This is a genomic window from Salsuginibacillus kocurii DSM 18087 (assembly GCF_000377705.1).
GTDB lineage: Bacteria > Bacillota > Bacilli > Bacillales > Marinococcaceae > Salsuginibacillus > Salsuginibacillus kocurii.
On the sequence record NZ_KB898625.1, the window covers coordinates 365,404 to 392,300 of the forward strand.

The window sequence follows — 26,897 nt, forward strand, 5'->3', positions numbered from 1 at the left end:
AAGACTTTAATTAAAGAAGGGGATGTCAGTAATCAGTTTACTTTTGTCCGATAAAGACATAAGAGATTTGATTTGTATAAATGAGATCATCCCTGACTTAGAAAAAGGGATGAAAAAATATCAATCTAAGGAAAATCAAAGTGAACGTGTGTTTGCGCCCCTTAGTAATATTTCAGGTGCAATGGTTCTTATGCCAGGTTTACTAGAAAATATACCCGCCTATACTGTTAAAGTTCATTCTAAATTCTCAAACCAATCACCATCTATTAAAGGGGTAATACATCTACATGATTTGAATAACGGCAATTTACTTTCAATAATGGATTCAGCTTATATTACAGCTGTCAGAACCAGTATTGTAGGTGCAATAGGCACACATTTACTCTCACGTCATAATGCCCATAGAGTGGCTATTGTAGGCTGTGGTATTCAGGGTGAGCTACAATTGAAATCATTATCTTTATTTCGAGATATATCGGTTGTTTATGTATTTGACCTCATATCAGAAAAAGCAGTGGCATTTGCAAATAAAGTGGGTAAAAAATTAAACCTCACCATTATTCCTGTTTTGAGAATAGAAGAAGCCATTAAACAATCTGAAATCTTGATTTTAGCAACTTGGTCTAAAAATCCTCTTATATTCTCTAATATGTTATCTGAAGGTACTCATATAACCTCTATTGGTGCCGATCAACCCGATAAATGTGAAATAAGTGTTGAACTTATCAAGAAAGCTAAATTTATTTGCGATGATAAGGAACTTACTACACAAATGGGTGCCATTGCAAGCGCCAATCTTAGTTCAAAAAATATTGATGGTGAAATAGGAGATATATTAAATGGTCACATTGAAGGAAGAACATTTATGAGGCAAAATACTATCCTTAGTTTAGTCGGTCTAGCTTTTCAAGATTTAGCTGTTGCTTGGAGAGTATATAATAAAGCAATAAGTGAAAATGTAGGTGAAGAATTTTTTTTACATAAATAAAAGTGGGTCGTATTTATTTTAAACAGGATGATAGAGGTGTTTAATTATGGTTCTCCTGCTGAAACAATCGCTGCTTCAGGCGCGACCTCTTCCAAAAATTCTGGAATCGTCGACGTATCTGAGCCGTGATGGCCTAAGTGGAGCACCTCGCTTGATAAATCAAGGTCTTCTTCCACCATCTCCTGCTCCGTTTCTGCTTCGGCATCTCCTGTCAGTAATACATCGACTTCGCCATAAGAGAAGGTTGCCGAGAGCGAACCTTCATGCAAATCCCCGCTCAGCTCATCCGGGTTTACCACTTCAATTTCCATTCCTCCCACGTCATACGTGTCTCCGCGGCGTGGTTCTTCGTACGCTACATCTTCGGTTTCAATCGCCTCGATCACCCGCTCGAACGTATCGGTAGTCGTCGTGTCACCAGACATCCAGACTTCTTCCACCTCAAATTCTTCTATAATCATATCCATTTGGCCAATGTGGTCGGCATGGGGGTGGCTGCCCGCTAAGATATCGATTTCTTCAATATCCTGTTCATGCAAATAATCGACGACATCCGCCCGGCTCCAATCGCCGGCGTCAAATAACACTTTGTACGTTTCTTCTTCCTCCTCTACTTCAAATAGAGTAGCATCTGCCTGGCCTGCGTCAATGAAATGTACCGCGAGTTCGTCCAGCTCTTCGCCGGCCGCCTGCTGTTCCTCCTCTTCAATCTGCTCCTTTTCTTCCTCCTCAGCCTGCACCTCTTCTTCATCCGTTTCTGTTTCCGTAGTCGCTGGCTCTTCTTCGTTTTCTTCTTCCGGCTCTTTTTGTCCGGCCTGTTCATCTGCTTCTTCTTCGCTTTCAGGCTCTGCTTCTGGCTCCGCATCTTCTTCTGTCTCACAGCCTGCAAGCATTAAGGTTAGAAAAGCAGCACCTGGCACCAATAGATGTGTGATCTTCAACGTATCTCTCCCCCTATCTGTTTTTAAGCTATCAAATTCCTTTGATCCTCCACAAGGATAAACTATTAGCACGTTCCATATTTCTTTCTTTTGTTTAAACGTTCTTTTCTTCCTTTCTTCGGATAGTCCTTTTTTCTCTTTTTCAACTTGTCACTTTCTCTTTCTTGCTTTTTCCCTCTTGTTGTTCTCATAATATAACCATCTAGTGGAAGGAGCGGGAGGTTTAAATTTGCAATGGGCGAGACAGTAATTTTAGCTAAGATCCGGGCACAGCTCACTTCCTTTTCACCAGCAGAACGAAAAGTGGCAGAGTATATTTTAGCGCATGGAGAATTTGTGCCGACGATGACCACCAAGCAGCTGGCCGAACAAGCCAATGCGAGTGAAGCGAGTATTGTCCGGTTCTGTAAGCGTATTGGAATGGAAAGTTTTCGAATGGTAAAGGTTGCGCTGGCTCAGGAATATTCACAAGGAGAAGCCACCATTAATAGCACCTCCTTAATTGAATCGAACGATACACCGCATAGTTTGTTTCAAAAAGTTACTTCCTTGAATCGTATGTCCTTAGAAATGGCACCCAAAACGATTAGTTATGCTGAATTTGAAAACGCTGTTACAGCGCTGCAGGCGGCGGGCATGATCAGCATTTTTGGCGTAGGTGGTTCATACACGGCGGCTGTTGACGCTCAGTACAAATTAATGAGATTAGGGTGCCATGCAACGACCTCTTCAGATTATCACTATATGGTACCACTCGTTACGATGATGAAGCCTGAGGATGTATTAATTTGTGTGAGTATGACCGGACGCACCCATGAAATTGTGGAGCTAGCCCGCTTCGCAAAAGAACGGAAGGTGACAGTCCTGGCCATCACTCGCCTGGATAATTCGCCGCTATATAAATTAGCAGACATTTGCCTCTGCATTCCAGACATTGAGCTTGAACACCGGATAGGCAGCATTGCTTCTAGAACGAGCCAGTTAAATATTATCGATGCTCTCTATGTGGCTCTTTTTCATTCCATCGGCGCTGAACTAGTGGACCGTTTTGACGAATCCCGGGCTCGTGCTGATGAACATAGACAAGAGGAATAACCGTTTTGCGAGGCAAAGCGGTTTTTCTTGTATCCTAAACCCTCTCTGTTCTAGCTCTCTTCTTATGCTCCCCTCTTTCTTTCCGTCGCATTTCATCCATGCTAGCTTTAAAATTCTTTGTTAGTCTTCCTGCCAATATGCAAGATTTTCACCGGCTAGTACGATAGATTTGAAATTAAATTTCATATAATAATAAATTTATATTGATTTTAACTTTCACTATGGCATACAATAGATATGAAAGCGGATTCAAAAATCGACATGAAGACGGAGGAATGTCTATGATACATAAATTAGGAACCGAACGACGAAACGAACGCACGATGGACTTAGACGAAATGTCGATTCTAGGCATTTTAGAAACGATGAACAGCGAAGACAAAGAGGTGCCGGAAAAGATTAAAGACGTGCTGCCAGCCATTGAAGCATTAGTCAAAGAAACGATCGCTGCCTTGAAAAAAAATGGCCGTATTTTATATGTCGGAGCGGGCACAAGTGGACGGTTAGGTGTTCTAGACGCTGTTGAGTGCCCTCCCACCTTTGGCACCGCGCCCGAAACAGTGCAAGGCTTTATTGCTGGTGGAGATCAGGCATTTACAAAAGCGAAAGAAGGAGCCGAAGATTCTCAAGAAGCAGGACGTGAGGATTTAGAGAAGGTACAACTTTCCGAAAATGATGTCGTCATTGGACTGGCAGCTAGCGGTCGCACTCCCTATGTTATCGGCGCGTTAGCCTACGCCCGTGAAATAGGAGCAGTCACGGGAAGTATTGCCTGCAATTTGGACGCAGCGATTAGCAAGTGGGCTGACCACCCGATTGAAATAAATACAGGTCCGGAAGTGTTAACTGGCTCTACTCGTTTGAAAGCAGGAACAGCACAAAAGTTAGTGTTGAATATGATTTCCAGTGCTTCCATGATTGGGTATGGGAAAGTGTATCAAAATTTAATGGTTGATGTGAAAGCAACAAATGAAAAGCTGGTCGCTCGCTCTCATCGTATTATCCAAGAAGCAACGGGAGTCGATGAAGCTACCGCTGTCAGCACGTTTGAAGCAGCCAACCACCATGTAAAAACTGCGATTGTAATGATATTGGCAGACGTCAGCGCCGAAGAAGCAGTGAAACGATTGGATCAAGCAGAAGGGTTTGTCCGTCAATCGATTTAATAATTAAATTTTTATTGCGGTAAAGGGGGAAAAGCAATGAAAAAAGAAGAAGCAATTACAGAGGGGATTTTGTCGCACGTTGGCGGCGCAGACAATATTAGCTCCCTCACAAACTGTATGACCCGGGTGCGGCTCAATGTTGTCGATTATGAAAAAGTGAATATTGACGAGCTACGGGCCCTGGATGGTGTCATGGGAGTCGTAGAAGATGAAACGCTGCAAATCGTAGTCGGTCCTGGTACTGCCACAAGCGTAGCTCAATTGCTTTCAGAGAAGACGGGTTTAAAGGCTGGCGAAGCAAAAAATGATGATCACACCGCAGAGGACGTGCGAGCTGGAATCAAACAAAAACAAAACCGCCCGATTCAAAACTTTTTAAAGCGGATTGGCAGCATCTTTATTCCATTGATTCCTGCTCTAGTTGCCTCGGGTCTGATCAACGGAGGTGCAAGCTTTGCGGAAAACGCAGGCGTAGACCCGGAAACAACCTGGCTTCAGATTTTACTTGTCATTGGTAGTGGAATCTTTACGTTTTTAGGCATCCTCGTCGGTTGGAATACAGCTAAAGAGTTCGGCGGAACACCCGCGTTAGGGGCTATTGCTGGTATTTTAATTATTAATCCTGCGCTTGAAGACATTACCTTATTCGGTGAGCAGCTCGTAGCGGGACAAGGAGGCATATTTGCTGTACTCTTAGCTGCCTGGGTAATGGCAGTGGTAGAACGAACCGTTCGCAAAGGGATTCCTGCAGCTCTTGATATTATAATTACTCCATTTATTACAGTACTTGTGGTCGGTGTGGCAACGATTGTTGTATTGCAACCGATTGGTGGATTTGTCGCAGATATTGTCATGATCGGTATTAACGGTGTGCTTGATATTGGCGGTGCTGTAGCCGGGGCCGTTCTAGCAGGTACTTTCTTGCCGCTTGTTATGGTGGGTATGCATCACGGTTTGACACCCATTCACCTTGAATTTATCGATTCCCAAGGAGCCACTCCACTGCTTGCCATCTTAGCAATGGCCGGTGCAGGGCAAGTCGGGGCTGCCATTGCCGTATTTGTTAAAACAAAAAATGAGAAGCTTAAAACGAACGTTAAAGGTGCTCTTCCCGTTGGTTTCTTAGGGATTGGCGAACCGCTTCTTTACGGGGTTACTCTTCCGCTCGGTCGACCATTCTTAACGGCGTGTTTGGGAGCATCAGTAGGCGGTGCTTTCCAAGCTCTCATGGGAACCGCAGCCCTCGGTATTGGTGTATCTGGCCTTTCACTTATTCCATTAATTGATGATGGTCAGTATCTCTCGTATTTCTTAGGACTTGTGATCTCTTACTTCTTTGGCTTCCTGTTCACCTACTTGTTTGGCTACAAAGAAGAAATGGCTGAAAATATTAAATAACAATCAGAGAAAGGTCCGGACTTTCTTAAAAGCCCGGGCTTTCTCCGATCGTAGGAGGTTAGCTTCATGAGAGGCATTTCCATTTACTTAAATCAACAATCTAGCGAAGAACAATGGGCATACTTATCGCAGATGAAAGCGTATGGATTCAGTGCTATCCTTACCTCGCTGCATCTCCCTGAAGATGATCCTACTTTTTATGTGGAAGCTCTGAAAACGCTCGGTTCGCAAGCAAAGCAGCTGGACATGGAACTGATTGCAGATGTTTCGCCTTCATCCTTAGAACACTTGGGGTTAACGTTTGAGAGTGCTCCCAACTTGCTTGATTGGGGGGTGGACGGAATTCGGGCCGACTATGGAATCGAGCCGGAGAGTATTGCCTCACTCTCCCATAAGATGCGAATCGCCCTGAATGCGAGTACAATTACTGATTCCTTTTTACAAACATTAATAGAACTAGGCTTAGAAACTGCCCATACAGAAGCCTGGCATAATTTCTATCCGCGTCCGGAGACAGGATTGGCTAAAGCAGAGTTGCAAGAGCAGAATGCGAAGCTGCAAGCTGCAGGGATTCGCACGCTTGCTTTCGTAGCAGGGGATGGCAAACGGCGGGGGCCTTTGCACCAAGGACTGCCAACGTTAGAGAAGCATCGCAATGTCGCTCCATTTTCGGCGGCGCTTGAATTATGGCGAGATGCCGGGGTTGATAAGGTAATGATTGGCGACCCTGACCTCTCTGACGGAAGTGCAGAAGCGTTTCAAGCCTTTGATGAAGGTGTGGTAACGTTGGACGCAGTGTGGGAAAAACCAGGCGAAGCCGTCATGGCTATTGCTCGCCAACCACATCGACAGCGCTTAGATCCCGCTCGCGATGTCGTACGCTCTGAAACGTCGCGCTTTTACGCGAGTCAAGCCAACGTGCATATCTCTGCAGACCGAGAGGCGTCAAAAAGCAGGCTACCCGGTGCGATAACAATAGACAATGAACTATATGGACGCTATCAAGGTGAACTGCAAGTTGCCAAGGTCCACCTGCCTGCTGATGAAAAAGTGAATGTGGTCGGCTATATTGCCGAGGAAGACCTACCCTTAATTCATATGCTGCGACCAGGAGAACACTTTCAGTTTCGTGATATGTAAGAAGAACGACGTTTAAACGGCAGCTCCAGGCTGCCGTTTATTCGGTTTAGAGCACGTTTGTCAGTGCAAAAAGGTTATACATTATCGTGGTAAGGTTATTTGGAACGTATAATAATCAGCCCGGTAAAAGGATTCGGTGAATTCTACGGGGTCGCCGGAGGTTAGATAAGTCGTTCGCAGCATTCGTAAAATAGGAGCTCCATCTTCTAAACCCAAATAGGAGATATGGTCCTTACTAGCCAAAGTGGCTTCAATTTTTTGTTCTGCGTGGGAAATAACTAGGCGTGCTTCTTTTTCAAGGAACGTATACAAAGACTTTTCCCGAACATCTTCTTCTGTTAAATAAGGAACAAACTGTTCCTTCACATGAGTTCGTTCATACGCCACAGGCTGTTCATTACCTGTCCGAATACGGCGAATATGATAGACCTCCTCGCCTTCTTCCATATTCAATCTAACAGCCGTTGCGCCATCTGCATTTTCTTTCTGAAACGAAAGTAATTGGCTCCCTGGTACTTGGCCGCGAGCTTTCATTTCTTCTGTAAAGCTAGTTAAAGACTGAAGTTTTTGTTCGATTTTTTTCTCCGCTACATACGTACCTTTTCCTTGTTCCCGAATGAGCACCCCTTCGTTTACCAGTTCGGTTACAGCTTGTCTCACCGTCATGCGGCTAATATTGTTCTCTTCTGCAACCACTCGTTCAGATGGAAGTGAGTCACCTTCCTGCCATGCTTTCGTTTCAATTTTATGCTTCATATATTCTTTCAGTTGGTAGTAAATCGGGACCGGTGACTCTTTGTTAATCATCGTACAACCACCTTATTTAAATCTTCGGGTATAAACTGACACGCTTTTTCATCAGCGATTACGGTCACATGGGGATGCCGGTGTAGAATAGATGCCGGAAAGTCCTCCGTAACATCTCCGTACAAAAGCTGATACAGAGGTTTTGCTTTTTCTTCTCCCGCTACTAGCAGGAAAATGGCTTTTGCTTCCATGATCGTCTGCAGCCCCATCGTTATCGCTTGTTCCGGCACCTCAGCAAGCGATGCAAAATACCTTGCATTTGCTTCTCTTGTCGATTTATCCAAATTCACAATGTGTGTCCGGCTCGAAAAAGGTGTCCCTGGTTCATTAAAACCGATATGGCCATTATTCCCTAGCCCTAAAAGCTGTAAATCGATAGGACCTTCCTGCTCAATAAGAGCTTCATATCGTTCGCATTCAGCTTCTAAATCAATTGCTTTTCCATCAGGAAGATGGCGTTGCTGAACGGGGATGTTTGTATATTGAAATAAATGTTTCTTCATATAAAAGTGATAACTGTTAACATCCTCAGCGTGTAAACCAACATACTCATCGAGGTTAAACGTATGAACATGGGTCAACGAAATATCCTCTGCTTCTTTCATACGAACCAGTTTATCATAAAATCCAACCGGCGTCCCTCCTGTCGCTAATCCTAGCTTAACCGGATTATAACTCTGGATGGCACACATAAATTCTGCTGCTGCTTCAATGCTCATGGCATCGGGGTGTTTAACTTTTACCAGTTTCATCCATCCATCCTCCTTCAGCTCTCAAATACTGCAGCACCTTGAATAAAGGTCTTTTCCACGTCAAGCTGTTCAGTTAATAAAACCAAGTCAGCATCTTTTCCTGCGGCAATGTGCCCTTTTTTATGCTCAATTCCCAGCTTGCATGCTTGATTGTAAGAAGTCATCTGCACCGCTTCATTCAGCGAACAATTCGTATAAGCAAGTACATTTTTGAAACCTTCAATCATGGGTAAACTACTGCCCGCAAGCGTGCCATCTTCTAAATATGGCGAGCCATGTTTCATGAATACCTTTTGCCCCCCAAGTTCATGGGGACCAGCTCCCATCCGTTTAGCTCGAATCGAATCAGTAATGATCATCATTCGTTCTTTCCCTTTAGCCTGAAATGTAAGGTTCACCATATCTGGATGAACATGCACCCCATCTGCAATGATCTCTACAGTTAGGTTATCCTCTGCTAAAGCAGCTGCCGCTACCCCTGGAGCGCGGTGGTGCAGCCCGCTCATACCGTTATATAAATGCGTGACATGACTCACTCCTTCTTCCATTGCCAGAAGTGTTTCTTGATACGTCGCATCAGAATGACCGATGGAAGCAATAATGTTATTCTGCGCTAAATAGCTGGTGAGAAGATCGTCCCTTTCTCGTTCCGGTGCAAGAGTCACCAGTTTAATTTCACCATCAGCTGCCTGCTGAAATTCTTCAAACTGTGAAATCGACGGAAGTTGAATATGCTCTTCCGGCTGTGCCCCTTTTTTATTTGGATGAATAAACGGTCCTTCTAAATGAATGCCTAAAATCTGAGCCTCCTTTATCCCTTGCTGTTTATAATGGGCAGCTGCATATGACAATGCTTGCTTTGTTAGCGAAGGACTTTCAGTTAAGGTGGTCGGTAAAAAGCTTGTCGTTCCTTCCTCCGGCAAGGCCGCGCACAACTTTTTTAGTTGCTCTGGACTAGCATCCATCACATCGGCCCCAACGGCTCCGTGAATGTGCAAGTCAATCATTCCAGGGATTAAATAAGAGTTTTCCGGTGCCTTCATATGACGACAATTGTAATTTTCCTTGGCGAGTGACGTTTGCGTAATTTCTTGTATAATTCCCTCTTTTATATAAATAGAGGCATTTTCTATTGTTTCCTCTGGATTTATGATGGTCGTTCCTTCAATCACTATGCTGTTTTTTTCCATCTTTATAGCCTCCAGCTCATCATCTTATTATATTTACTATAGCATGCGATGGTGTAGTTGTCTATACCAGTAGCAGGTTATTACTATTACTTCACGTTCCCATATTTTATTTCTTATTTACATACGAAAGGTCCATGATCACCACCTACACGATTTTCCCATCATAAAACTATGGTGATACATGAAAAAGCTACATCCTGATGTTGAATACGGGCATACTATTTCTAAAGGTCAACCATACTCTTCATTTTGCAAGACATTATTAAATTATTTAAATTCGTTCATTTCTACATACGTTGTTAACAACCTTTCTTCGTTTCTTCTCAAAGAAAAACTCCCTTTAAAGGAGTTTTTCTTTTTACTATTATTAACTAGTACCTTCAGCTGGACGTTTAAACCAGTACGCATCTTCTTTCAATTCTGATAAAACTACAGTGTCACCACTATCAGCCATACCATCTTTTAATCTCCCTGTAAAACGAAGACCGGATGGATGTTCCACGAGTACCACCGTATAAGGAGCTTCGTCTGCAAAATTTGCTGGTGCCGCATGGATCGTTGTATGTGAATATACTATCCCTTGACCGTCAAGAGACTCGGACATCCGACACTGCGAATAAAAGAAACAATTTCTGAGGAGATCAAATAATGAATATGTTTGGGTTACTTTCAGCATTGGTTGCTACAAGTATACTGAAAATACGCATGGGCAAACCGATTTCACAAAATGTAAGCTGCTCCTTGGCTAACATTTCCCCTTTAAACCTTGTCGAAATTCCAGCTAACTAAATAGCTGCATTTACTCTATTTTGTGAATTGAAAATAGGAGCAGCAACGCCCCTAAGACCTTCCTCATATTCTTCATTGTCAATTGCATATCTCTGTGACTTACTTTTACTAGTTCTTCAATTAGCTTATATTGATCAATACATAATCAAGTTAAATCCGGTACTCCCCTTGTGCTTATGGTAAAAGCGAAGCTTGAAGAGCACTTCATCAACAATTAACAGAGCCTCATTATACAAAAAAAAGGTGGCCAATGATAAATCTATCATAACCTCCACAATTTATATCTACCTCTACTACTGGCAGTGAATACTTTTTTACATTATACATAAAGTAACATTTTAACTAGTAAAGTAAACTATTAATTTAACAATAAATAAAGCTCATTCTTTTTAAGGCAGACTCATGTTTTAACCACTATACTTAAAAAGGCGTTAACATCTAAGGTTATTTATGTTGATTCCTACTTAGACACCTATATATAAACGTTTCTTCTTTTATTCTTTTCTTCTTATGTTTAAATTTTCGATTGAACACTTCTTATTACGTGCTGCAAGCGATCCGCCTAAAATCAATCTCTCAAGTTTCATCTTCATGGCGAACTATCCATTCCCCTCTTCCACTTTTACTCATTTATCATCAATACTTACTGTTAATTTATCACTCCCTTAAACCCGAGTGGTAATCATAGGACCTTTCAGTGGTTTCTTCTCCACTCCCCCATTCCAACTATCTCCAAATCATTCGATACACAAATTACACCATCATCTTCAATATCAATATAATCTAAGCTAACTACACAGTGTTCTTACTCTTCTGTAAACACATCCCCGGGTATTGGCGTTTCGCCCAGCAGGAAATAAGAGAGTAATGCGATCGTAAGTCCCACTAACAAAACAAAGCTTAGCCATAGATTTTTTTACGCGCTATTTTATGTTTCATGCGCTTGGGTGACTCAGGCCCATAGTAGGTACCCTACCCTAGAAAGTCGGAGGTGTCATTCATATTATGTGCTATAAAGTAGTGTTCCCCTGTTTAGTAATTTTGTTTACCCATACTTTTCAGAATAAGATAAATTATGATGAGGGTTCTTCTGGAATTTGCTATTGAATACTGGTATTGAGCAGGTGCTTATATGGTGAGAGAAGATACATGTTCTACACAAATTAATGTTCATTCTTGAGGTTAAGTGGCGCAAAGCGATCTTTCGTATTTTAACAACCCTGCTCTGCTAGTCACTGAGTTCGTATTTTGATGTGTTAAATATTGCTTTCTTGTTATGATCATATATATAAACCTTTCTTCCTTTCTTCGAATGATTATACCATTCTCCCATTTATCCTGATTAGTCATATTGCGGTACTTCACCGGCTGTTTGCAACTGTCTAATTACGCCACTCTCCTTCTTTATAATGGTTGTCTTCAAATTAGATGGCTACTTTTTAACCAGGTGTGAAGTTGGGTATAATTACTTCACTCGGAGGTTTTTACTACAGGTACTTTTATAAGATCGGCTGCTTTTACTAAAAGTGCTGTTAATTAATTTAGTTGTGCGTAGTGCATCTTCCCTCTTCTTAAGAAGCCCAGCCTCCCCCTTTAAATGCTGATAGCCTTGTAATATTGATTGTATGGGAATTGTGCTCGTGTGATTATAAGTACTAGTAAATTCTATCATTTAACAACGTTTCTTCCTTTCTTTATATATTTCTATCTATATTTATAGAATGCAAAAAAACAACCGTTAAATATAACTTACAACGGTTGTTTCAAGGTATTAAGCTTCTTGAACGGCCATTAGCCAATCTTTTATTTTTTCATCGTTTTTGCGATTCGGTTTTTTGATCATGCCACGTTCATACCGAGACAACGTCGTATGCGCGATACCAATTTCCTTTGCAGCCCGTTTAATCGATAACCCTCTACTTTCTCTTGCTTCTTTCACGGTTTCTGCACTTACTTTTGGCGGGGGTGGGGGCATCGATTCGTTAAAGTGTAACGGAATCTGCTCCACTTCTGTATAACGCACTTCTTCTGGCGCCGGTAAATCTAATTGTTCGCCCAGTTTCGACATATCTGGGATTCCTAAAATGCTCGGAGAAGCTAGTGATGCTTTTAGATCGGCTGGAGGTAATATAATAACTTGAAGCTGCAGCCAATAATTCTGTAACCAGCCAGGGTTACCTTTACCTATTTTTTCTTCATCGATCTCTACATAGCGCCACTCTGCTATGACTCCATCGTCTTGCAAAGTATCCAATGTTTTTTCAAAACTTTCTTTTGTACGAAAAGGTCTATCATTATTAAGTTCCATGCCCATGACAGCTAATAGCCCTCGGCCTCCCCCGATTTTATAAGGACGGCCGTAATCTTCCTGGCCTGCGCGAATACGCCATTGCCAGGAGAGGTAACGAGTCAGACGTTTATGGTACTTATGTTTATTAGGATTATATTGCAGAGCTCGTAAAGACAGCATTCCAGTTGATTTCCCCGCTCCGCGTAAATAACCGGCAAGTAAATCTGAAGGGCGAATATCACATTCGTAAATGCCTATCATTTCGTCTGTTTTTCGGTCTCTTGCGACAGTCACATTATCTACCTGGAAAAGGCGTTTCATGCGGGCTTTCTTATAATCTGCCACTTCATCTTGATCAATTAATTGAACTTCATCTTCTTCATCCACCCGTATCCAGATCGAAGCCAAAGCCGCTAAACGCTTCATTACTTCATCCCGGTCGCGCTTCCGAAAGGATTCGTGGCCTGTCCCATTTTTCTTTTTTTGCATCGCTCGCAGTTTCAACACGTCTTCATGTGAAAATGGCACCATATCATGTTCGTGCTCTGCACTTTGCATCCACATGATCGAAATAATATCAAACGCATCAGCGGTTAAATCGTCCATCGAAGTGATGGCCTGCGTCATTAACGTTTCCCATTGTTCCACCTCAGCATTATTAAGCACAAGTCCATCTTCTGTGTGCATGTGTATTTCAGCAACATGGCGGTCACCTTTATGTTCAATTTCAACTTGGGGAACGCCGTTTTTTGCCTCGAACTGATTCATGCTAATGGCTTCTCTTAATTTGTGATATAAAAAAGAAGAACCTGCTTCAATATTGTCTTCTTTCATAAGAGAAGCAATCAACTCTTCACGACTGCTCGGTGAAACTTCCAAATCCACAAAAGGACGCAATAAAGGTTCAATTTGTTCTTTATAACTAGCTATCTGTTCTAAGGGGACGCGGTGCTCTTCTTGAATGGTGTGTATTAAAATTCGCAGTGCCATCAAAGATTGGGAGTTCTGTTCAATTTCTTCGATAGACTCTGATATAGTAAAGACATGCTGCCATCTGCGCTGCACATCTTCAAAGTCAGAAAACATGTGGCGAGATACTGCTCGTAGTTCTTCTACTTTCATGCCGATGACTCCTTTCAACAAAAAGGGGGTGCATTCTTGCGACCTTTATCTGGCATCATATTCCCTTTCTTATTAATTATTATGGCACATTATGCACAGCGTTTCGAGCGATTTTTGCACACCTCAATTTAACAATAATACAACGTTTCTTCTTTTCTTCGAATAAATGAAACTATGCTTCTACTTATTAATACACCTTAATTTAAATAATGATAGATACCTTATAATTTTCATTGTTTCGTAATTCCCATGTCTATATTGTAACTTTTTCCGCTTAATATTTCGTTTTGATAAAATTTATTAAACTACCATGACATTTACCACAAAGGCTTTTAAGCCGCATTCGCCTTCGATAAAATACATAAAGATAGTAAATACGTGTAAGAGAAGGTAGATAGTAAATGAGTACATTCAACCGAGTATTGTTTATATCTGGTTTAGCTTTACTAATAGGGGTGGGTGCATATTTTTACTCTTCAACCACTTCTCCCACATTTACTCAAGAAATTCATCAATTAACAGAACGTTTAGAAGTAGGAGTTAAATATACGGAAGCTGAAAACGATAAAGTTTATATGCTCCCTTACGTTAAAAATCCGAACAATGAAGAATTAACCTTTACCCATCAACCTAATTTTATAGAGGTGCAGATGTTGAATACGAACGGGGAGGTGGTGGAAGATGCCCTGTATCTCAAAGACAAAGAGGAAGAAAATACAATACACTCCACCCGTCTCGAACCAGGAGAGCGCTATGTGCAAAATAATTATTATGTAATTGATCTTTCAACAGAAGCCATTAGTCTACAGCTATCCTATGATGGACAAATTGATGATGAGTTCGGCTATGTAGACTATCAAGAAGATGTAGCCATAAATATTCAACATTTAGGTTTATAACATTATATTTGAAACCATATTATAAGGAAGCTTAAACCCCGGTCCATTTATTGGAACGGGGTTTTTGGTTGTGTCTATAGAATACATACTGCCATTCTGTGACAAATAATCATGCAGCTCTCGACAGGGAATGAAGATCATCCTTTTCAATAATGGTGCAACTTTGTTGCTACTAGAAAGTAAATAGTTATAAAGGTGCGAAGAAACGTTGAAATAAATATATGAATGCATCTACTAATCTTTATGTTGTGCATTTTCTTTTAACCGGTGCACAATGATGTGCAGTTAAGCGAAGTTACCTTGGCATTATAAAATGCACACCCTTTTGCTAATTTAGATGCGAAAAATGAAAAGGGTGCACAATTGCGAAGGTTGTTTGGCAAATCATGTGCATTACAGCGAATATAAATTGGCAACTTATTTTGCACACCCAACTATGGGGTGCATATTAGCGACCAGACAATGGCAACATGTGGAGGTGCATAATCGCGAAGCTTGGTAAGTAATGCATAGGCTAGATATGTATGTTTAAACACCAAATACGTCACCCATGTGCACTTAAGCGACACCTCGATGGCAATTAGAAAATTTCATACCGGTGCATCTAGCGAAGTTTGGATGGCCACACCATGTGCATAGACGCGAACGTTACATGGTAACAAGGAGTGCATAAACGCGGTGTTTAGATGGCATTATGATGTGCATAAAAGCGATATGTGACTGGCAATATGGGTGCAAATAAGCGAATGTTTCCTGGCATCGGCTGTGCAAAAGAGCGACAGGGTGCACCCTTTATAAGCGACACTTCGGTGGCAATTACAAGCGAATGTTTCCTGGCAATAGAATTATGCACCGATCACTCTCTATTCCTTATGTATCAAGAGATTCGCTAATTTATGAGCGAATTATACATAAAGGGATCATTTCAAAATGCACCAATTAAACCTAAATAATGGAAAAATGGGGCTGAAATAGCGACCTTAAAGTGGCAATGATTTTTTTTGAAACTTTTTTTATCCCAGTCATGCCAAGGGTTTCAAGAGTTATAAACGGTGCATTTTTCCTTAATTAAGAGCCCCCTTAGAAAATGCACCCCGTTGCTATAATATGAGCAAGACTATAAAGAATTGGGGGTGGTGTGACATGTGGCTAGCAAATCATAAAGGAATGGCTGGAAAAGCAACAAATTATGTAGCAGTAAGTTTTTCATTCTGGAAACAATTATTAAACAGTCAGACTGACAGTTGTGCACAAGCCCGTCACCTCACCCATACTGATTTAGATCTTATGATTTTATTACATAAAATATGTAATACAAATGGGTATATTAAAGAAGTTACTCGTCATCAAGTCGTGCAGGCGGCTGCTGAATGGTTTGAACGTCCTCCTGGTCGTACGCAGCTCTACGTATCCTTGGAAAAGTTTGTTCAATTAGGTTTAATAACGATTAAACGTAACGAATATACAGGTAAAGATACGATCTGTCTGCACCATTTTAAAAAAGAAGATGGTAACCTCGAGCGTTATGTCATTTTGCACCCGATCGTCTTTTCGGGCGCCTTTCATGCTCTCACCCTAGCTGCTCGCAAAGTATATCTATTAACAGCCATGCAGCAAGGAGAAAATGACTTTATCTTTCGCCGTTTAAAGGGCGAGGCCAGCATAATGACGCTGTTAAATAAAAATCAACCAAACCAAGTAAGATCCGTATTGAACGAGTTAAAAGGAGCGAACAAAGAAAAGATAGATTATTTGAAGACTGCTACCATTTCAAGCAATCATCGAGGTGCAGAAAATGTTTATCTTGCCTTGTCACCTGCTTTTCTCCCTAAACTAGAGCGTGGTGCAGAAGTACGAGCTCCTCTTTCTCCTCCGCTTCGCTATCCTAAAAAAGCGAAGTTTATTAGGAATGTATTAAATGAGCTAGGAATTGGAGAATTAGAGCAAGAACTCCACCTTTTGATCGAAACTATGAAAGCCCTCGGCTACCGGGTCATTCGACAAATTTTACGAACGGTCCAGATTTTCATAAAACAGCATGGCTCCTTTCCCAAAAATTTGGCGCATTTTATTAAAAAAGAAGCTCGACTCGCCAGAGAAAAACGTATCCTTGATTTAGCCCACAATGCGGGGATTGCAGATTATATTGCTTACAAACAAGAACAACGGGAAGAGCGATACTTTGAATTTACAAATCGTTTTAGCTGGTATAGCGAACGTGCCATAAGCAAAATGTTTAAAAAAGCAGCTAAATATGTAAAAGATGCGTTTCCTGCACCTGGCCGTTTTCCAATTGAAAGGTATCATTATAGTGAATCGCTGACTAGTGAACCAAACGTACAATTGGCCAGGCAGAAAGCATATGCAACCAAGCTTGATCCTGTATTTTATCAAGAGTTAGAAGCCCATATGCTTGAATTTAAGTGGCCTTATATGGAACCAGCCGCAGCGGCACATTGGTTGCTGAAACGAACCGAAGAAGAAATTCATGCCGTTACTGTGCACGAAGCTCCTATGAAACTCGAAGACTTTATATTATTTGAAGTGGCGGAGACATGGGAAATATAACCCTTCTGTAAAATACTAACAACAGAAGGGTATTTGTCGTGCCTTTTCCACTCTTCTTTCCTTGTCATCCAACACTTTACTGCTTTACTACCTGCCGCTTCTTCTATATCTTTGTCTCCAACCGTTTACAAGAACGGTTTTTTTTATGACTAATAGCGTAAATTTCCGGAATGATTTTTGTATATAAGTGTACTAGACTGTGCATAATTAAAATAGTATCATTCATATCATTACGAGGTGCATATTTAACCGGAAACTTTCTTGTGAATTTGTATAATCTCGTGGATAAATGCCTCATTTTTGAGAACTCGAGGGGAGGTTGCTCTCCTTTTTAATTATGTTCGATCTTTTACGTGTATTCGCGTGTCCTTTCCGATAATTTACGTTAGTAGCCGTTAAAACAAAGCGATCTTTCCTGTTTTTTATGCTATTATCTTTTGAAAGACGCTCTGTACTGGTCTTGACGAAAGGTATATAAAAGCTTCTGAATTACTATAAAAGAAGTTGAAATATAATAGTTTTCTGTATAAGAAAATAAGATATATATTGTTTCATCATTATGTTAAGACGGAGTACAAAGTACAGTTTATTTGCTAATTCACGCTGCTGAAACTCAGTTAATAAATACCGGAATTTGATATTAGATGAGTTGATAGTAGCTTATAGACATGTTGTTCTCAGGTGGACATGCTCACTAATGCAACTTGTATAATCAGAAGGAACATGCATTCATAAGAAGGTTTCTTCGTTTCTTCTTATATTGGAATGATTTTTTCAATCAAACATACTTCGATAATTCTTTTGAAGAATGATTACTACATAGGTGCAAGGTAATTTAAAATCTGTATTAAGATTAATAATAGGTATATTTATATATAAAGCCCATAAATTAAGTAATAACACCTATCAATATCTGGTGGTTTTTTGCTACAGTCAGTATATTACTATGTATCTTTAGTCTCAGTTCATTGGTTACTATTCAGGTCACATCAGGAAAGGTTGCTAGAGAGCCTTTGAAACTACAATCTCAACGATTTGTTAGCTATTGTAATTTTAAAGATCAATATGTTAACCAAGAAATAGCCATAAGTCACTCGCCCAAAGACATATCCACGAGTTGCACGGGAATAGATGAAGAATGTAAGAGCTGTATTATGGTGCTTTTAAACTCTGTTTCTGCAAAAGGAAATACCTGAACAGGTTACTCCTTTTTATACACGAAGAAACAATAATGGAGAATCTGCTTACTACAATTCTAAAAAAGAAGCTGTGAAATAAACTCTGTGGACGGCAAAAAGGAGCCAAGATGTTCAAACATCTCGGCTCCTTTTTATAGTTCATTAATTATCGGGGACTCCAGTGTCCTATAGTAGTGTGTAATGATTATAAACCAAACTTTTCCCTTTCCTTCACAACTAGATAGAGCTTGAGCAGCTATGACCGATTGCTCGGGTCAATCACGCTTTCAACCTTTAGTTCCTCCCCCTAGGGCTCTGAATTTGCCTAAGAACAATAGATTTATGTGAAGTTTAGTTTCTGTGAGGGGTGCAACCAACTTGTTTCTGCCATTTCATATGATGCAATGGCAGAGCTTTTATGTTAACTAGAATACCGATCTGGCTTCTGTACAGATAAATGATACTCCCCCCATGCCGCCATGTCATGTAGCAAATGATGAAGAGACTCCCCGTGCGAAGTTAATTTATATTCTACTTTGGGAGGAATTTCTGCGTAACTTTTACGTTCAATGAGTCCATCTTCCTGTAACTCTTTTAGTTGTTTGATTAATGTTTGATGATGAATTTGAGGGAGTTTCCGTTTTAACTCAGCAAATCGCAATGGTCCATTAACAAGTTCCATTAAGATAACAGCTTTCCATTTTCCGCATACCACATCAAGTGTGGTTTTTATATAGATAGGCTTCGTTGTCATTATGACCTCCACAGTATAAGAGAATGTACTACTTAACAGAATAGTGCAATCATGTAGAATATAACTATAAGTTATTTTTAGGGGGTATAAAATGTCGTCCAAACTCAATCATACACACAATACCATTTTGCTCGGGGAACATATCGTAGAGCACAACGAGCAATTAGCAAACCAACTTTTAGCCCAAACTACCTCGGTGCTTTTTTATATCCCACCAAACAATGAATTTGAAACCCCCTTATTAACAGAATTTCTTCAAACATTGTTTGTATCTCTTGGAAAGAATTTAACCGGGACAGAAGCCAATGCCCCCGCTCCCTGTTTTCTGGTAGACAAGTTTAAGGCATTTAATCAGCAAGAGCACGACGATGAAGAGGGTATATTGTCGCTTAGAAAACTCTTATCTGCGATTAACCTGCTAATATGGGACCTCCTTGAAGAATGGGATAAGGAGATTACAAAGCAGGAACTTGTTCTTATTCGCAAACTGACAGAGCAGTGGCTCGAACAAATAATAAACACTTTAGCCGATGATTATATGCAAACTACTAATCGTAAAGGTGCCTCATTCCAGGATCACGAACTATCTGCCCCGATCATCCGAATCGAAAAAAATATCAGTGTGTGTCCTCTAGTAGGGAACGTTGATGAAAGACGTGCTCAGTCGATGATGGAAACCATGCTAGAAACGTGTAAGAGGCAACAAGTAAAAGCTCTAATTATTGATCTTTCAGGTCTTGGTGCACTGGATACGGTCATTGCAAGGCGAATTATTCGAATAGTTCAATCACTAAATATAATGGGTGTAGAGACGACGATTACTGGCATAAGACCTGAATTTGCCCTCCTGTACACAGATGAAGATCTAGCATTAAGTGATTTTGAGATAAAAGGTACTGTAGCAGAAGCGTTGAGTGAATTAAGAAATAAAGAATAGAAGTTTGGAAGCCATAAATAAAGCATTAAACCTTTCTTCTTTTCTTCTTATACTATATAGTAATCAGACTCGTGGGATATGAAATACCCACGAGCTTTTCTTTGTTCCATTCATCACTCCGGCCGCTATGTGGGCTTACGAACCGTTAAAGCATATCCGAAAGAAGGAATACTTAAAAACATAAGCATCATTAACTTAACAAGTACTATAGCAATCGAGAGAATAAAAATAGTAGCCCCTGAGATTAATTTAGAAAATAAGTAACAGTAAAGCCAGCATAGAGCTATATTAATTGAATGAACGGTTAGGTTGGCCCTTAAGGTATTAAGCTTACTGACTTGCTTCCCAAAAGACTTTAACTCAATCTAGCTAGAATCGCGAATTGTACATAAGTAATCTCACTTGGCCGAAAAGCAAAAAAACAATCTATAATAACAGTAAGCCCTATACAAAAGGTGAAACAGATAATAGGAACCTCGCTTTATAGCAACCTACATACATATGAAGATTCGAAGAAACGTTTATTTCATCCTTGATTCGTTTCCTTTTCCCTTGTACGAAGCAATAGAAAGCACTTTTTAGAACGGATTCCTAAGCTTGCTGACCCATCGTAAAAGCAGTCGGTTCCTCCCATTTCTAAGATATAAAAGAAACGACAGAAGAGTCGCAAACGCACCAGGCGATTATTACTATAAAATAGAATAAGAGAAGTAGAGGATACAAGGAAACAGATGAGCTGTTCCCTTGGTCATGAACAACAACATGAAACTGAGCAGATAAAATCTCAACGATGAAGCTAGATAGTAAAATCAAGGGGGATCTGGCACACCATAGCAGCAAAAAAAAGGGGGGCACTAAAAAATAGAATATGTTTAGGGAACAATATAGAAGGGAAGAAACGAAGAAACGAAGAAGTCAACCAAATTTAATATAATTTAACTAGTTGGTAAGTATAAAGGGGAGACGGCTAGCATAACCACTAGCTACAAAAAAGAAGAAAACAAGACACGAAGAAACGTTGTAATCTTCGAAGGATAAAAAGGAACAAGGATAGCATCGTTATAGTAGCCATAATTCAACTATGGAATCCTAACAAAATCATCTTTCTCTGTGATCTCTAGCGCACCGGGTTAATTATCTATATAAGAAGCTTTTCTGCCTTCTTGGTTACAGGTGAGAAAATCGGCGAGGCACTTTGGTATTCTGAAAAAAATGTCATGGAGAAGTGATGAGGCGGGGAGCGTGTGCTGACTCTAGGCATACATGCAGGAGCTTTACTCATTCAGTTAGGTCCATCGTATTGAAAGACATTATAAAGAAGCAAAAATAATCATTAGGTGGTTGATGTGATAATAATTTATATAAACAAACAGCCTTAGTATTTTAAGCAAAACTAAACCCCAGTAAAATTTTTAACTGTTATGGAGCATCTGGGTATGAATATTATCCATAGGTTGGAACCCTGGAATCTTAAAGTAAGAAAACAAAGCTTGCTAACTCCCGGGGGCTGTTAAATTTGCTGACGATTACACTTTATAAAAATAGAAATGTTTATACAAAGAAAAGAAGAAACGTTTAAAACAATAATCAATGATTGGTATATAAGAAGGTTAATTTACTTCTTCCTCCCGCAAGCGTATTCATCTTATCATCAACTATGTATCTATTAGTGGGTGTTTGTCTGAAGGTAATGGTGATTGTAAAGCACTTAAAATTCAAAAGCTAATCACGTCGTTAAGAGCTCCTTTTTCCTTCATGTTCAGAAAAGAAAGCTTAGTTCCCGTGAGCGAATACAAAACAATACGTAGTGAGATATAGGAAATTTAAGTTTCCGGTTATGAAGAATTTGCTATACTACTAGAAACATAAAACCCATTAAACTTATTGGGGTAAACAAGATAAGAGAAAGGTCCGGAAGCCCATCCGTTGAGTATGAAGTTTTAATAGGTATTAACTCAACTAAACATATTGTACTCACTCAACCTCCTTCTAGCTGAGATCATTAGCGAAGGGGGTTGTTTACATTCGCAGTAGGAAGGGCATAAAATATATGACACCATTGTATTGACAGAGGGAAAAAGTAGGTGTACTATTTATCCTGAATTAAGGATAGTTTGGAGAGAAAGCTTATCCATGGGAAAGGGAGCAGAGTTGAAGGGGTGACGACTACCCTCTGGGACTAAGCTTATGTCTTCGTTAAAGGAATGAATCTACATGAATGAACATCGTGCACTCAAACTTTGGGTCGTTTGGTCACGCGCCCACTCGGTCGTAGTTGACCGCTTAAAAGCGGATGTCCGCGATTCGAAATTGAATTTTACTGAATTCGCGGTGCTAGAACTTTTAGAGCATAAAGGTCCACAGCCCATTCAGCATATTAGCGAACAAATTCTGATCGCAAGCGGAAGCATTACGTATGTGGTGGATAAGTTAGAAAAAAAAGGACTACTTTCACGAAATCCTTGTCCGAACGACCGGCGCATTATTTATGCAGATATTACCAGCACAGGTTCTGAGCTAATGCAGGCCATCTTTCCGAAGCATCAACGTGAAATTGAAAGTATTTTTGAGGTCCTTAGTGAAAAGGAACAGGAAGAAATGATCCGCATGCTGAAAAAAATCGGGTTTGAAAATGAATAAGACCGGGTAGATGAATTCATGGAAGTTCAAATTAAGCATAGTCTTATACAGTGAACTTTCCTGAATCAAGTGAAGGCTGAAAGATCGGAACGTAAGTAACATAGTTAAACGTCCACGATCTTTTTTTAGCCCCGATATCCTTAATTCAGAATATCTTAACATAGGATGTTAAGGAGTGGAGCAGATGGCAGGCTTTTTGAAAAAACTATTTGGAAAGGAACGTGATGAAGAAATGGCACAAGTAAAAGTGGCAGTAATTTATTATAGTTCTACCGGTACAAATTACGAAATGGCGAAATGGGCAGAGGAAGGTGCCAAGCAGGCAGGTGCTGAAGTGAAACTGCTGCGCGTCCCGGAAACTGCGCCGGAAGAAGCGATTGAGCAGAATGAAGCGTGGAAAAAGCACCTTGAAGATACAAAAGGCGTAACAGAAGTGAATCTAGATGATCTTGAATGGGCAGATGCGTATATCTTCAGCGTACCGACCCGTTTTGGAAACGTGCCGGCCCAATTTAAGAACTTTGTGGATACCACAGGCGGCCTCTGGTTTGAAGGCAAGCTTATCAACAAAGTCGTAAGCGCGATGTCTTCTGCGATGAACTCCCACGGTGGCCAGGAAGCAACCATTAAAAACCTTTACACGACGATGATGCACTGGGGTGCAATCATCGCTCCTCCTGGATACAGTGATCAGTCCGTATTTACTGCAGGAGGCAACCCTTACGGAACTAGCGTAACTGTTGACCAAGACGGTAACATGCAAGAAGACGTCAAGGATGCGGTGATGCATCAGGCAAAACGTACCGCTACGGTTGCCCAATGGGTAAAAGCAGGGCAGGAAGGCTAAACAACTCTGTTCAGCCGCCGATAAAAATTGGAAAGCCAGCCGCGATCAGTGCGGCTGGCTTCTTTTAGCGTTGCAAATGTTTCTGCAAGAAGAACTACTAGAGCCACGTTCTCCCTATTTTGACAGGCCTCGTTTAAGAATGTTTCACGTAAAACATTCTTCTCCAACCCTCGTCACAAGGGCTAATAGGCGGGAAAAATGCAAGATTTCCTGATTTGTCATTTTTGCCTGTGCTGCGCCCGTTTCTTTTTTTGTATAGGTATGATAGGTTGTAGATTGGTAGTAGGTGTAAAGGAGAGTGGGAGATGGAGCAACTGTGGAAATGGATGCGCTTCTTGTTCGGATCGCCCACGAGTCAGCGCCGTTTTCATATGATGATGTATAAGGCTGCGGTGACGCTTTACGTTTCGGCCTTGCTTGTGCTGAGTGGACAAGCTGTATTTGCAGATGGGGGATGGGCTTCGGTCGTCGTTTTTGCGGTATTATTTCCGATTATCTTCCGGATTGTAAATGGTGCCAATCGCCGCATGCTTTATGGAGAAGACGGCAGGCCGGCGTCGGGGCTTAGACTAAGTGTTTTTATGGGTCTTCCGGTTGTCGTTATTTTTGCGCTTGTGGTTTTATTTGATGGCGGTGGAACTGAAGGCGTAACCATAGAGGTTGGCGCAGAGTCGATTGATGCGGAGTTAGCTGCACTGCACGGACCGCAGTTGATTCATGCGATTGAAGTGAGTGAAGATGCAGCTGGGACTCTCACGTATGAAGCAGCGGTAGAAGAGGGTACGATTGTGCTATTTACAGAGCAGGAGGAAGAGGCTCATGGCGTTGTCGAGCTCTCTGGAGAGGAAACAGGCGAATTAACGCTTCCAGCTGGAGAGCATGAAGTCTACGTTTCTTCTGAAAAAGCAGAAGGAGTTGCTTTAACGATTGCGATCCCTGATGGGGTAGATGTGATCGAAGAAGACAGTGACTAAAACGTTGTACGTGATAAAGAAGCCAACGATGGGATCGCACAAGGTGGGCAAAGGAAGAGAAGATGGTCTGCCTGGCCTTTTTATGATAAAGTAGATTTTGTAGTTAAGGGGGTTTAGGGATGGGTAAACGTATTTTGTTGTTTGTACTAACAAATATATTGGTGTTAACGACGGTAGTGATTGTTTGGTCGTTGATTACGACATTTACAAACATTGATGCTTCGTACGTGGATGCCGGCGGCGGAATTGATGTGATTTCGCTTGGTGTGTTCAGTTTGGTGCTCGGGTTTGCGGGGGCTTTTATCTCGCTGGCGATGTCACGGTTTATTGCGAAGCAGGCGATGAAGGTGAAGGTGCTTGACCCGGAAGCGTCACTTAGCCCGACCGAGAGAAAAGTGGTTGAGAAGGTGCACCGGATGTCTCGCAATGCAGGGCTGGTTCATATGCCGGAGGTCGGTATTTATCAAAATAAAGAAGTGAACGCTTTTGCAACAGGCCCGACGAAGAAGCGCTCGCTTGTGGCGGTATCGACTGGCCTCTTGGAGACGATGGATGATGATGCTGTAGAAGGCGTAATCGCCCATGAAGTAGCACACGTTACAAATGGCGATATGGTAACGATGACGTTACTGCAGGGAATTATTAATACGTTTGTGGTCTTCTTGTCGCGTGTGGCTGCGGTGATTGTTTCACGTTTTGTGCGTAGTGAAATGCAGGGCATTGTCCGTTTTATTGCGATTATTATCTTTCAGATTCTCTTTTCCATTCTCGGAAGCATTGTCGTTATGGCATTCTCGCGCTACCGCGAGTTCCATGCTGACAAGGGTGGTGCAGATTTAGCCGGGAAAGATAAAATGGCGCATGCGCTTCGTTCCTTGAAGAATTATGTGGGACGCGTGGATGAAAGCCAGGACTCTATGCAAACAATGAAAATCAACGGCAAAGGCAAAGTGCAAAAGCTGTTTTCTTCGCACCCGGATTTGGATGAGCGTATCCGCCGCCTGGAAGCGAAGTAATCATAAACGCAGAAGAAAGAGATCCGCCTATTGTGGGTGGGTCTTTTTTTGTCGCTGAAGGTCAGGGCGCGGTCTATCTTAATTGCGTGGATCGTTATTATGAAGAATGATTGGTGCGTTGAAAGGAAGATTCGAAGAAAGGTTTATACATCTTTTTGGTGCATGTTATTTTATCAGGGTAGACGCATTAAAAGCGTTTAAAAGTGGCTTCACTTCTTTATCCGTTTAACGTTGCAAAGGAATGTCAGAAAAGATAGAATAGTTAAAGTCTATGAAAGGGGAGAGACAAATGAATATTCTGCAGACAATCGGGCAAACAATGAGCAAGTATTTTGCCCTGATTGTGATTATCGTATCTGTGATTGCGTTTCTAGCACCGGACGCATTTATATGGATTGCTCCTTATATCACATTATTACTAGGGATAATTATGTTTGGTATGGGGCTTACGATGAAATTATCTGATTTTACAATTGTTATGAAAAAACCGGTGCCGGTTATTATCGGACTGGCAGCGCAATTTATTATTATGCCTGCGGCGGCATTTTTGATTGCGGTGGCCATGAATTTACCGCCTGAATTGGCGGCGGGACTCGTACTTGTCGGAGCTTGTCCAGGGGGAACGGCTTCGAATGTCATGGTTTACTTGTCACGTGGTGATGTCCCGGTCTCGGTAGCCATGACCAGTGTATCAACCATTTGTGCTCCGATTTTAACACCGGTCGCATTTTTACTGTTGGCAGGTCAGTGGCTGCCAATTGGGGTCGGTGATATGGTGCTGTCGATCGTGCAAGTGATTATCATACCTATTGCGCTGGGGATCCTGGTACGCAGCTTTGCGCCTGTTGCGGTAGAAAAAAGTACCAACGCCTTGCCACTCGTGTCCGTGGTAGCAATTATGGCGATTGTAGCGGCGGTGGTCGGCCAAAATCAGGAGAACTTGGTGACAAGCGGAATAGCTGTATTTACAGCTGTTATTTTACACAATTCCTTTGGTCTGCTGCTCGGCTATGTTACCGCGAAACTATGCGGGTTAGATGAAACAAAGCGGCGTGCCATATCCATTGAAGTCGGGATGCAAAATTCAGGTCTTGGGGCGAGCCTGGCGACTGCTCATTTCACTCCTCTTGCAGCCTTGCCGAGCGCCATCTTTTCCGTATGGCACAACATTTCCGGACCGGTGCTTGTATCACTTTGGAATCGTTCAAAAAATGAGCATCCTCCTGATGAAACCGAGCAAACGAAGTCTTATACTTCGTAGCCTGAGGAGGACGAGTTGTTAAAAGCCCGCGAACAGCGGGCTATTTTTTTACCGCAAATAGGTATCTGTAATCTAAAAAAATAACGTGGCTATAAGTCGTAATAAGTTTAGATCTTGACTCTGAATTATAATGTAGGAGGGGAGG

At 41.4% G+C, this 26,897-nt stretch carries 21 protein-coding genes and 1 pseudogene; 14 read left to right on the forward strand and 8 right to left on the reverse strand.

Annotated elements, in window-relative coordinates; genetic code table 11:
• The first annotated feature begins 22 nt into the window (after positions 1–22).
• Entirely contained in the window at positions 23–988 is a 966-nt protein-coding gene (locus D469_RS0108420; protein ID WP_018922948.1) for an ornithine cyclodeaminase family protein, read from the forward strand.
• Between the two features lie 44 nt (positions 989–1,032).
• Here the strand turns inward: D469_RS0108420 and D469_RS19955 are convergent, their stop codons facing one another.
• The gene (locus D469_RS19955) at positions 1,033–1,929 is read right to left on the reverse strand and encodes a ComEC/Rec2 family competence protein (RefSeq protein ID WP_018922949.1); all 897 of its coding nucleotides are present in this window, start codon (positions 1,927–1,929) and stop codon (positions 1,033–1,035) included.
• Between the two features lie 234 nt (positions 1,930–2,163).
• Between D469_RS19955 and D469_RS0108435 the strand changes: the two genes are divergently transcribed.
• The 4 genes from D469_RS0108435 to D469_RS0108450 all read left to right on the forward strand — a co-directional run bounded on the left by D469_RS0108435 (position 2,164) and on the right by D469_RS0108450 (position 6,728).
• Positions 2,164–3,024, forward strand: coding sequence for a MurR/RpiR family transcriptional regulator (locus tag D469_RS0108435; protein WP_018922950.1), 861 nt, complete (start codon positions 2,164–2,166; stop codon positions 3,022–3,024).
• A 281-nt stretch (positions 3,025–3,305) separates the two neighbouring features.
• On the forward strand, positions 3,306–4,190 hold the full coding sequence (murQ, locus tag D469_RS0108440; protein ID WP_018922951.1) for an N-acetylmuramic acid 6-phosphate etherase: 885 nt from the start codon (positions 3,306–3,308) through the stop codon (positions 4,188–4,190).
• Between the two features lie 36 nt (positions 4,191–4,226).
• A complete protein-coding gene (locus tag D469_RS0108445; RefSeq protein WP_018922952.1) occupies positions 4,227–5,588 on the forward strand; it encodes a PTS transporter subunit EIIC in 1,362 nt (453 codons plus the stop codon).
• A 66-nt stretch (positions 5,589–5,654) separates the two neighbouring features.
• Entirely contained in the window at positions 5,655–6,728 is a 1,074-nt protein-coding gene (locus D469_RS0108450; protein WP_018922953.1) for a DUF871 domain-containing protein, read from the forward strand.
• Between the two features lie 81 nt (positions 6,729–6,809).
• Here D469_RS0108450 and D469_RS0108455 read toward each other — a convergent pair whose 3' ends face one another.
• From D469_RS0108455 to D469_RS19960, 4 genes are all read right to left on the reverse strand, one after another.
• Positions 6,810–7,535 (reverse strand): GntR family transcriptional regulator, encoded by a 726-nt coding sequence (locus D469_RS0108455; RefSeq protein ID WP_018922954.1) that lies wholly within the window; start codon positions 7,533–7,535, stop codon positions 6,810–6,812.
• Positions 7,532–8,287 (reverse strand): glucosamine-6-phosphate deaminase, encoded by a 756-nt coding sequence (nagB, locus tag D469_RS0108460; protein ID WP_018922955.1) that lies wholly within the window; start codon positions 8,285–8,287, stop codon positions 7,532–7,534. Before nagB ends, D469_RS0108455 begins: the two co-directional genes overlap by 4 nt.
• 14 nt (positions 8,288–8,301) lie before the next feature.
• Complete coding sequence (gene nagA / locus D469_RS0108465) at positions 8,302–9,477, reverse strand: N-acetylglucosamine-6-phosphate deacetylase (protein ID WP_018922956.1); 1,176 nt, start codon at positions 9,475–9,477, stop codon at positions 8,302–8,304.
• 367 nt (positions 9,478–9,844) lie between these two features.
• Positions 9,845–10,081 (reverse strand): Zn-ribbon domain-containing OB-fold protein, encoded by a 237-nt coding sequence (locus tag D469_RS19960; protein WP_018922957.1) that lies wholly within the window; start codon positions 10,079–10,081, stop codon positions 9,845–9,847.
• A gap of 44 nt (positions 10,082–10,125) precedes the next feature.
• Here D469_RS19960 and D469_RS22335 point away from each other — a divergent pair, with 44 nt between their 5' ends.
• Entirely contained in the window at positions 10,126–10,266 is a 141-nt protein-coding gene (locus tag D469_RS22335; RefSeq protein WP_018922958.1) for a hypothetical protein, read from the forward strand.
• Here the strand turns inward: D469_RS22335 and D469_RS22765 are convergent.
• A pseudogene (locus D469_RS22765) lies at positions 10,263–10,358 on the reverse strand (IclR family transcriptional regulator domain-containing protein); the annotation flags it as partial. The gene D469_RS22335 and the pseudogene D469_RS22765 overlap by 4 nt on opposite strands.
• Before the next feature lie 1,679 nt (positions 10,359–12,037).
• Complete coding sequence (locus D469_RS19965; RefSeq protein WP_018922960.1) at positions 12,038–13,678, reverse strand: helix-turn-helix domain-containing protein; 1,641 nt, start codon at positions 13,676–13,678, stop codon at positions 12,038–12,040.
• A gap of 401 nt (positions 13,679–14,079) precedes the next feature.
• Between D469_RS19965 and D469_RS0108485 the strand changes: the two genes are divergently transcribed.
• Together D469_RS0108485 and D469_RS0108490 are read left to right on the forward strand one after the other, a co-directional pair.
• Positions 14,080–14,577, forward strand: coding sequence for a hypothetical protein (locus D469_RS0108485; protein ID WP_018922961.1), 498 nt, complete (start codon positions 14,080–14,082; stop codon positions 14,575–14,577).
• A gap of 1,143 nt (positions 14,578–15,720) precedes the next feature.
• Entirely contained in the window at positions 15,721–17,145 is a 1,425-nt protein-coding gene (locus D469_RS0108490; RefSeq protein ID WP_018922962.1) for a hypothetical protein, read from the forward strand.
• A gap of 1,599 nt (positions 17,146–18,744) precedes the next feature.
• Here the strand turns inward: D469_RS0108490 and D469_RS0108495 are convergent.
• Positions 18,745–19,077 (reverse strand): winged helix-turn-helix transcriptional regulator, encoded by a 333-nt coding sequence (locus D469_RS0108495; protein ID WP_018922963.1) that lies wholly within the window; start codon positions 19,075–19,077, stop codon positions 18,745–18,747.
• Positions 19,078–19,168: 91 nt separating this feature from the next.
• On the opposite strand from D469_RS0108495, the gene D469_RS0108500 reads away from it, so the two are divergent.
• The 6 genes from D469_RS0108500 (at position 19,169) to D469_RS0108530 (ending at position 26,752) form a co-directional block, all read left to right on the forward strand.
• Positions 19,169–20,014, forward strand: coding sequence for an STAS domain-containing protein (locus tag D469_RS0108500; RefSeq protein ID WP_018922964.1), 846 nt, complete (start codon positions 19,169–19,171; stop codon positions 20,012–20,014).
• Positions 20,015–22,228: 2,214 nt separating this feature from the next.
• Positions 22,229–22,654, forward strand: a complete 426-nt coding sequence (locus D469_RS0108505; RefSeq protein WP_018922965.1) for a MarR family winged helix-turn-helix transcriptional regulator — start codon at positions 22,229–22,231, stop codon at positions 22,652–22,654.
• 184 nt (positions 22,655–22,838) lie between these two features.
• Positions 22,839–23,501 (forward strand): NAD(P)H:quinone oxidoreductase, encoded by a 663-nt coding sequence (gene wrbA / locus D469_RS0108510; protein WP_018922966.1) that lies wholly within the window; start codon positions 22,839–22,841, stop codon positions 23,499–23,501.
• A gap of 305 nt (positions 23,502–23,806) precedes the next feature.
• Entirely contained in the window at positions 23,807–24,475 is a 669-nt protein-coding gene (locus D469_RS0108520) for a hypothetical protein (RefSeq protein WP_018922967.1), read from the forward strand.
• A gap of 119 nt (positions 24,476–24,594) precedes the next feature.
• The gene (gene htpX, locus D469_RS0108525) at positions 24,595–25,491 is read left to right on the forward strand and encodes a protease HtpX (RefSeq protein WP_018922968.1); all 897 of its coding nucleotides are present in this window, start codon (positions 24,595–24,597) and stop codon (positions 25,489–25,491) included.
• 289 nt (positions 25,492–25,780) lie between these two features.
• Positions 25,781–26,752: a bile acid:sodium symporter family protein gene (locus D469_RS0108530; protein ID WP_018922969.1), complete on the forward strand. Its 972-nt coding sequence runs from the start codon at positions 25,781–25,783 to the stop codon at positions 26,750–26,752.
• Positions 26,753–26,897: the final 145 nt, after the last annotated feature.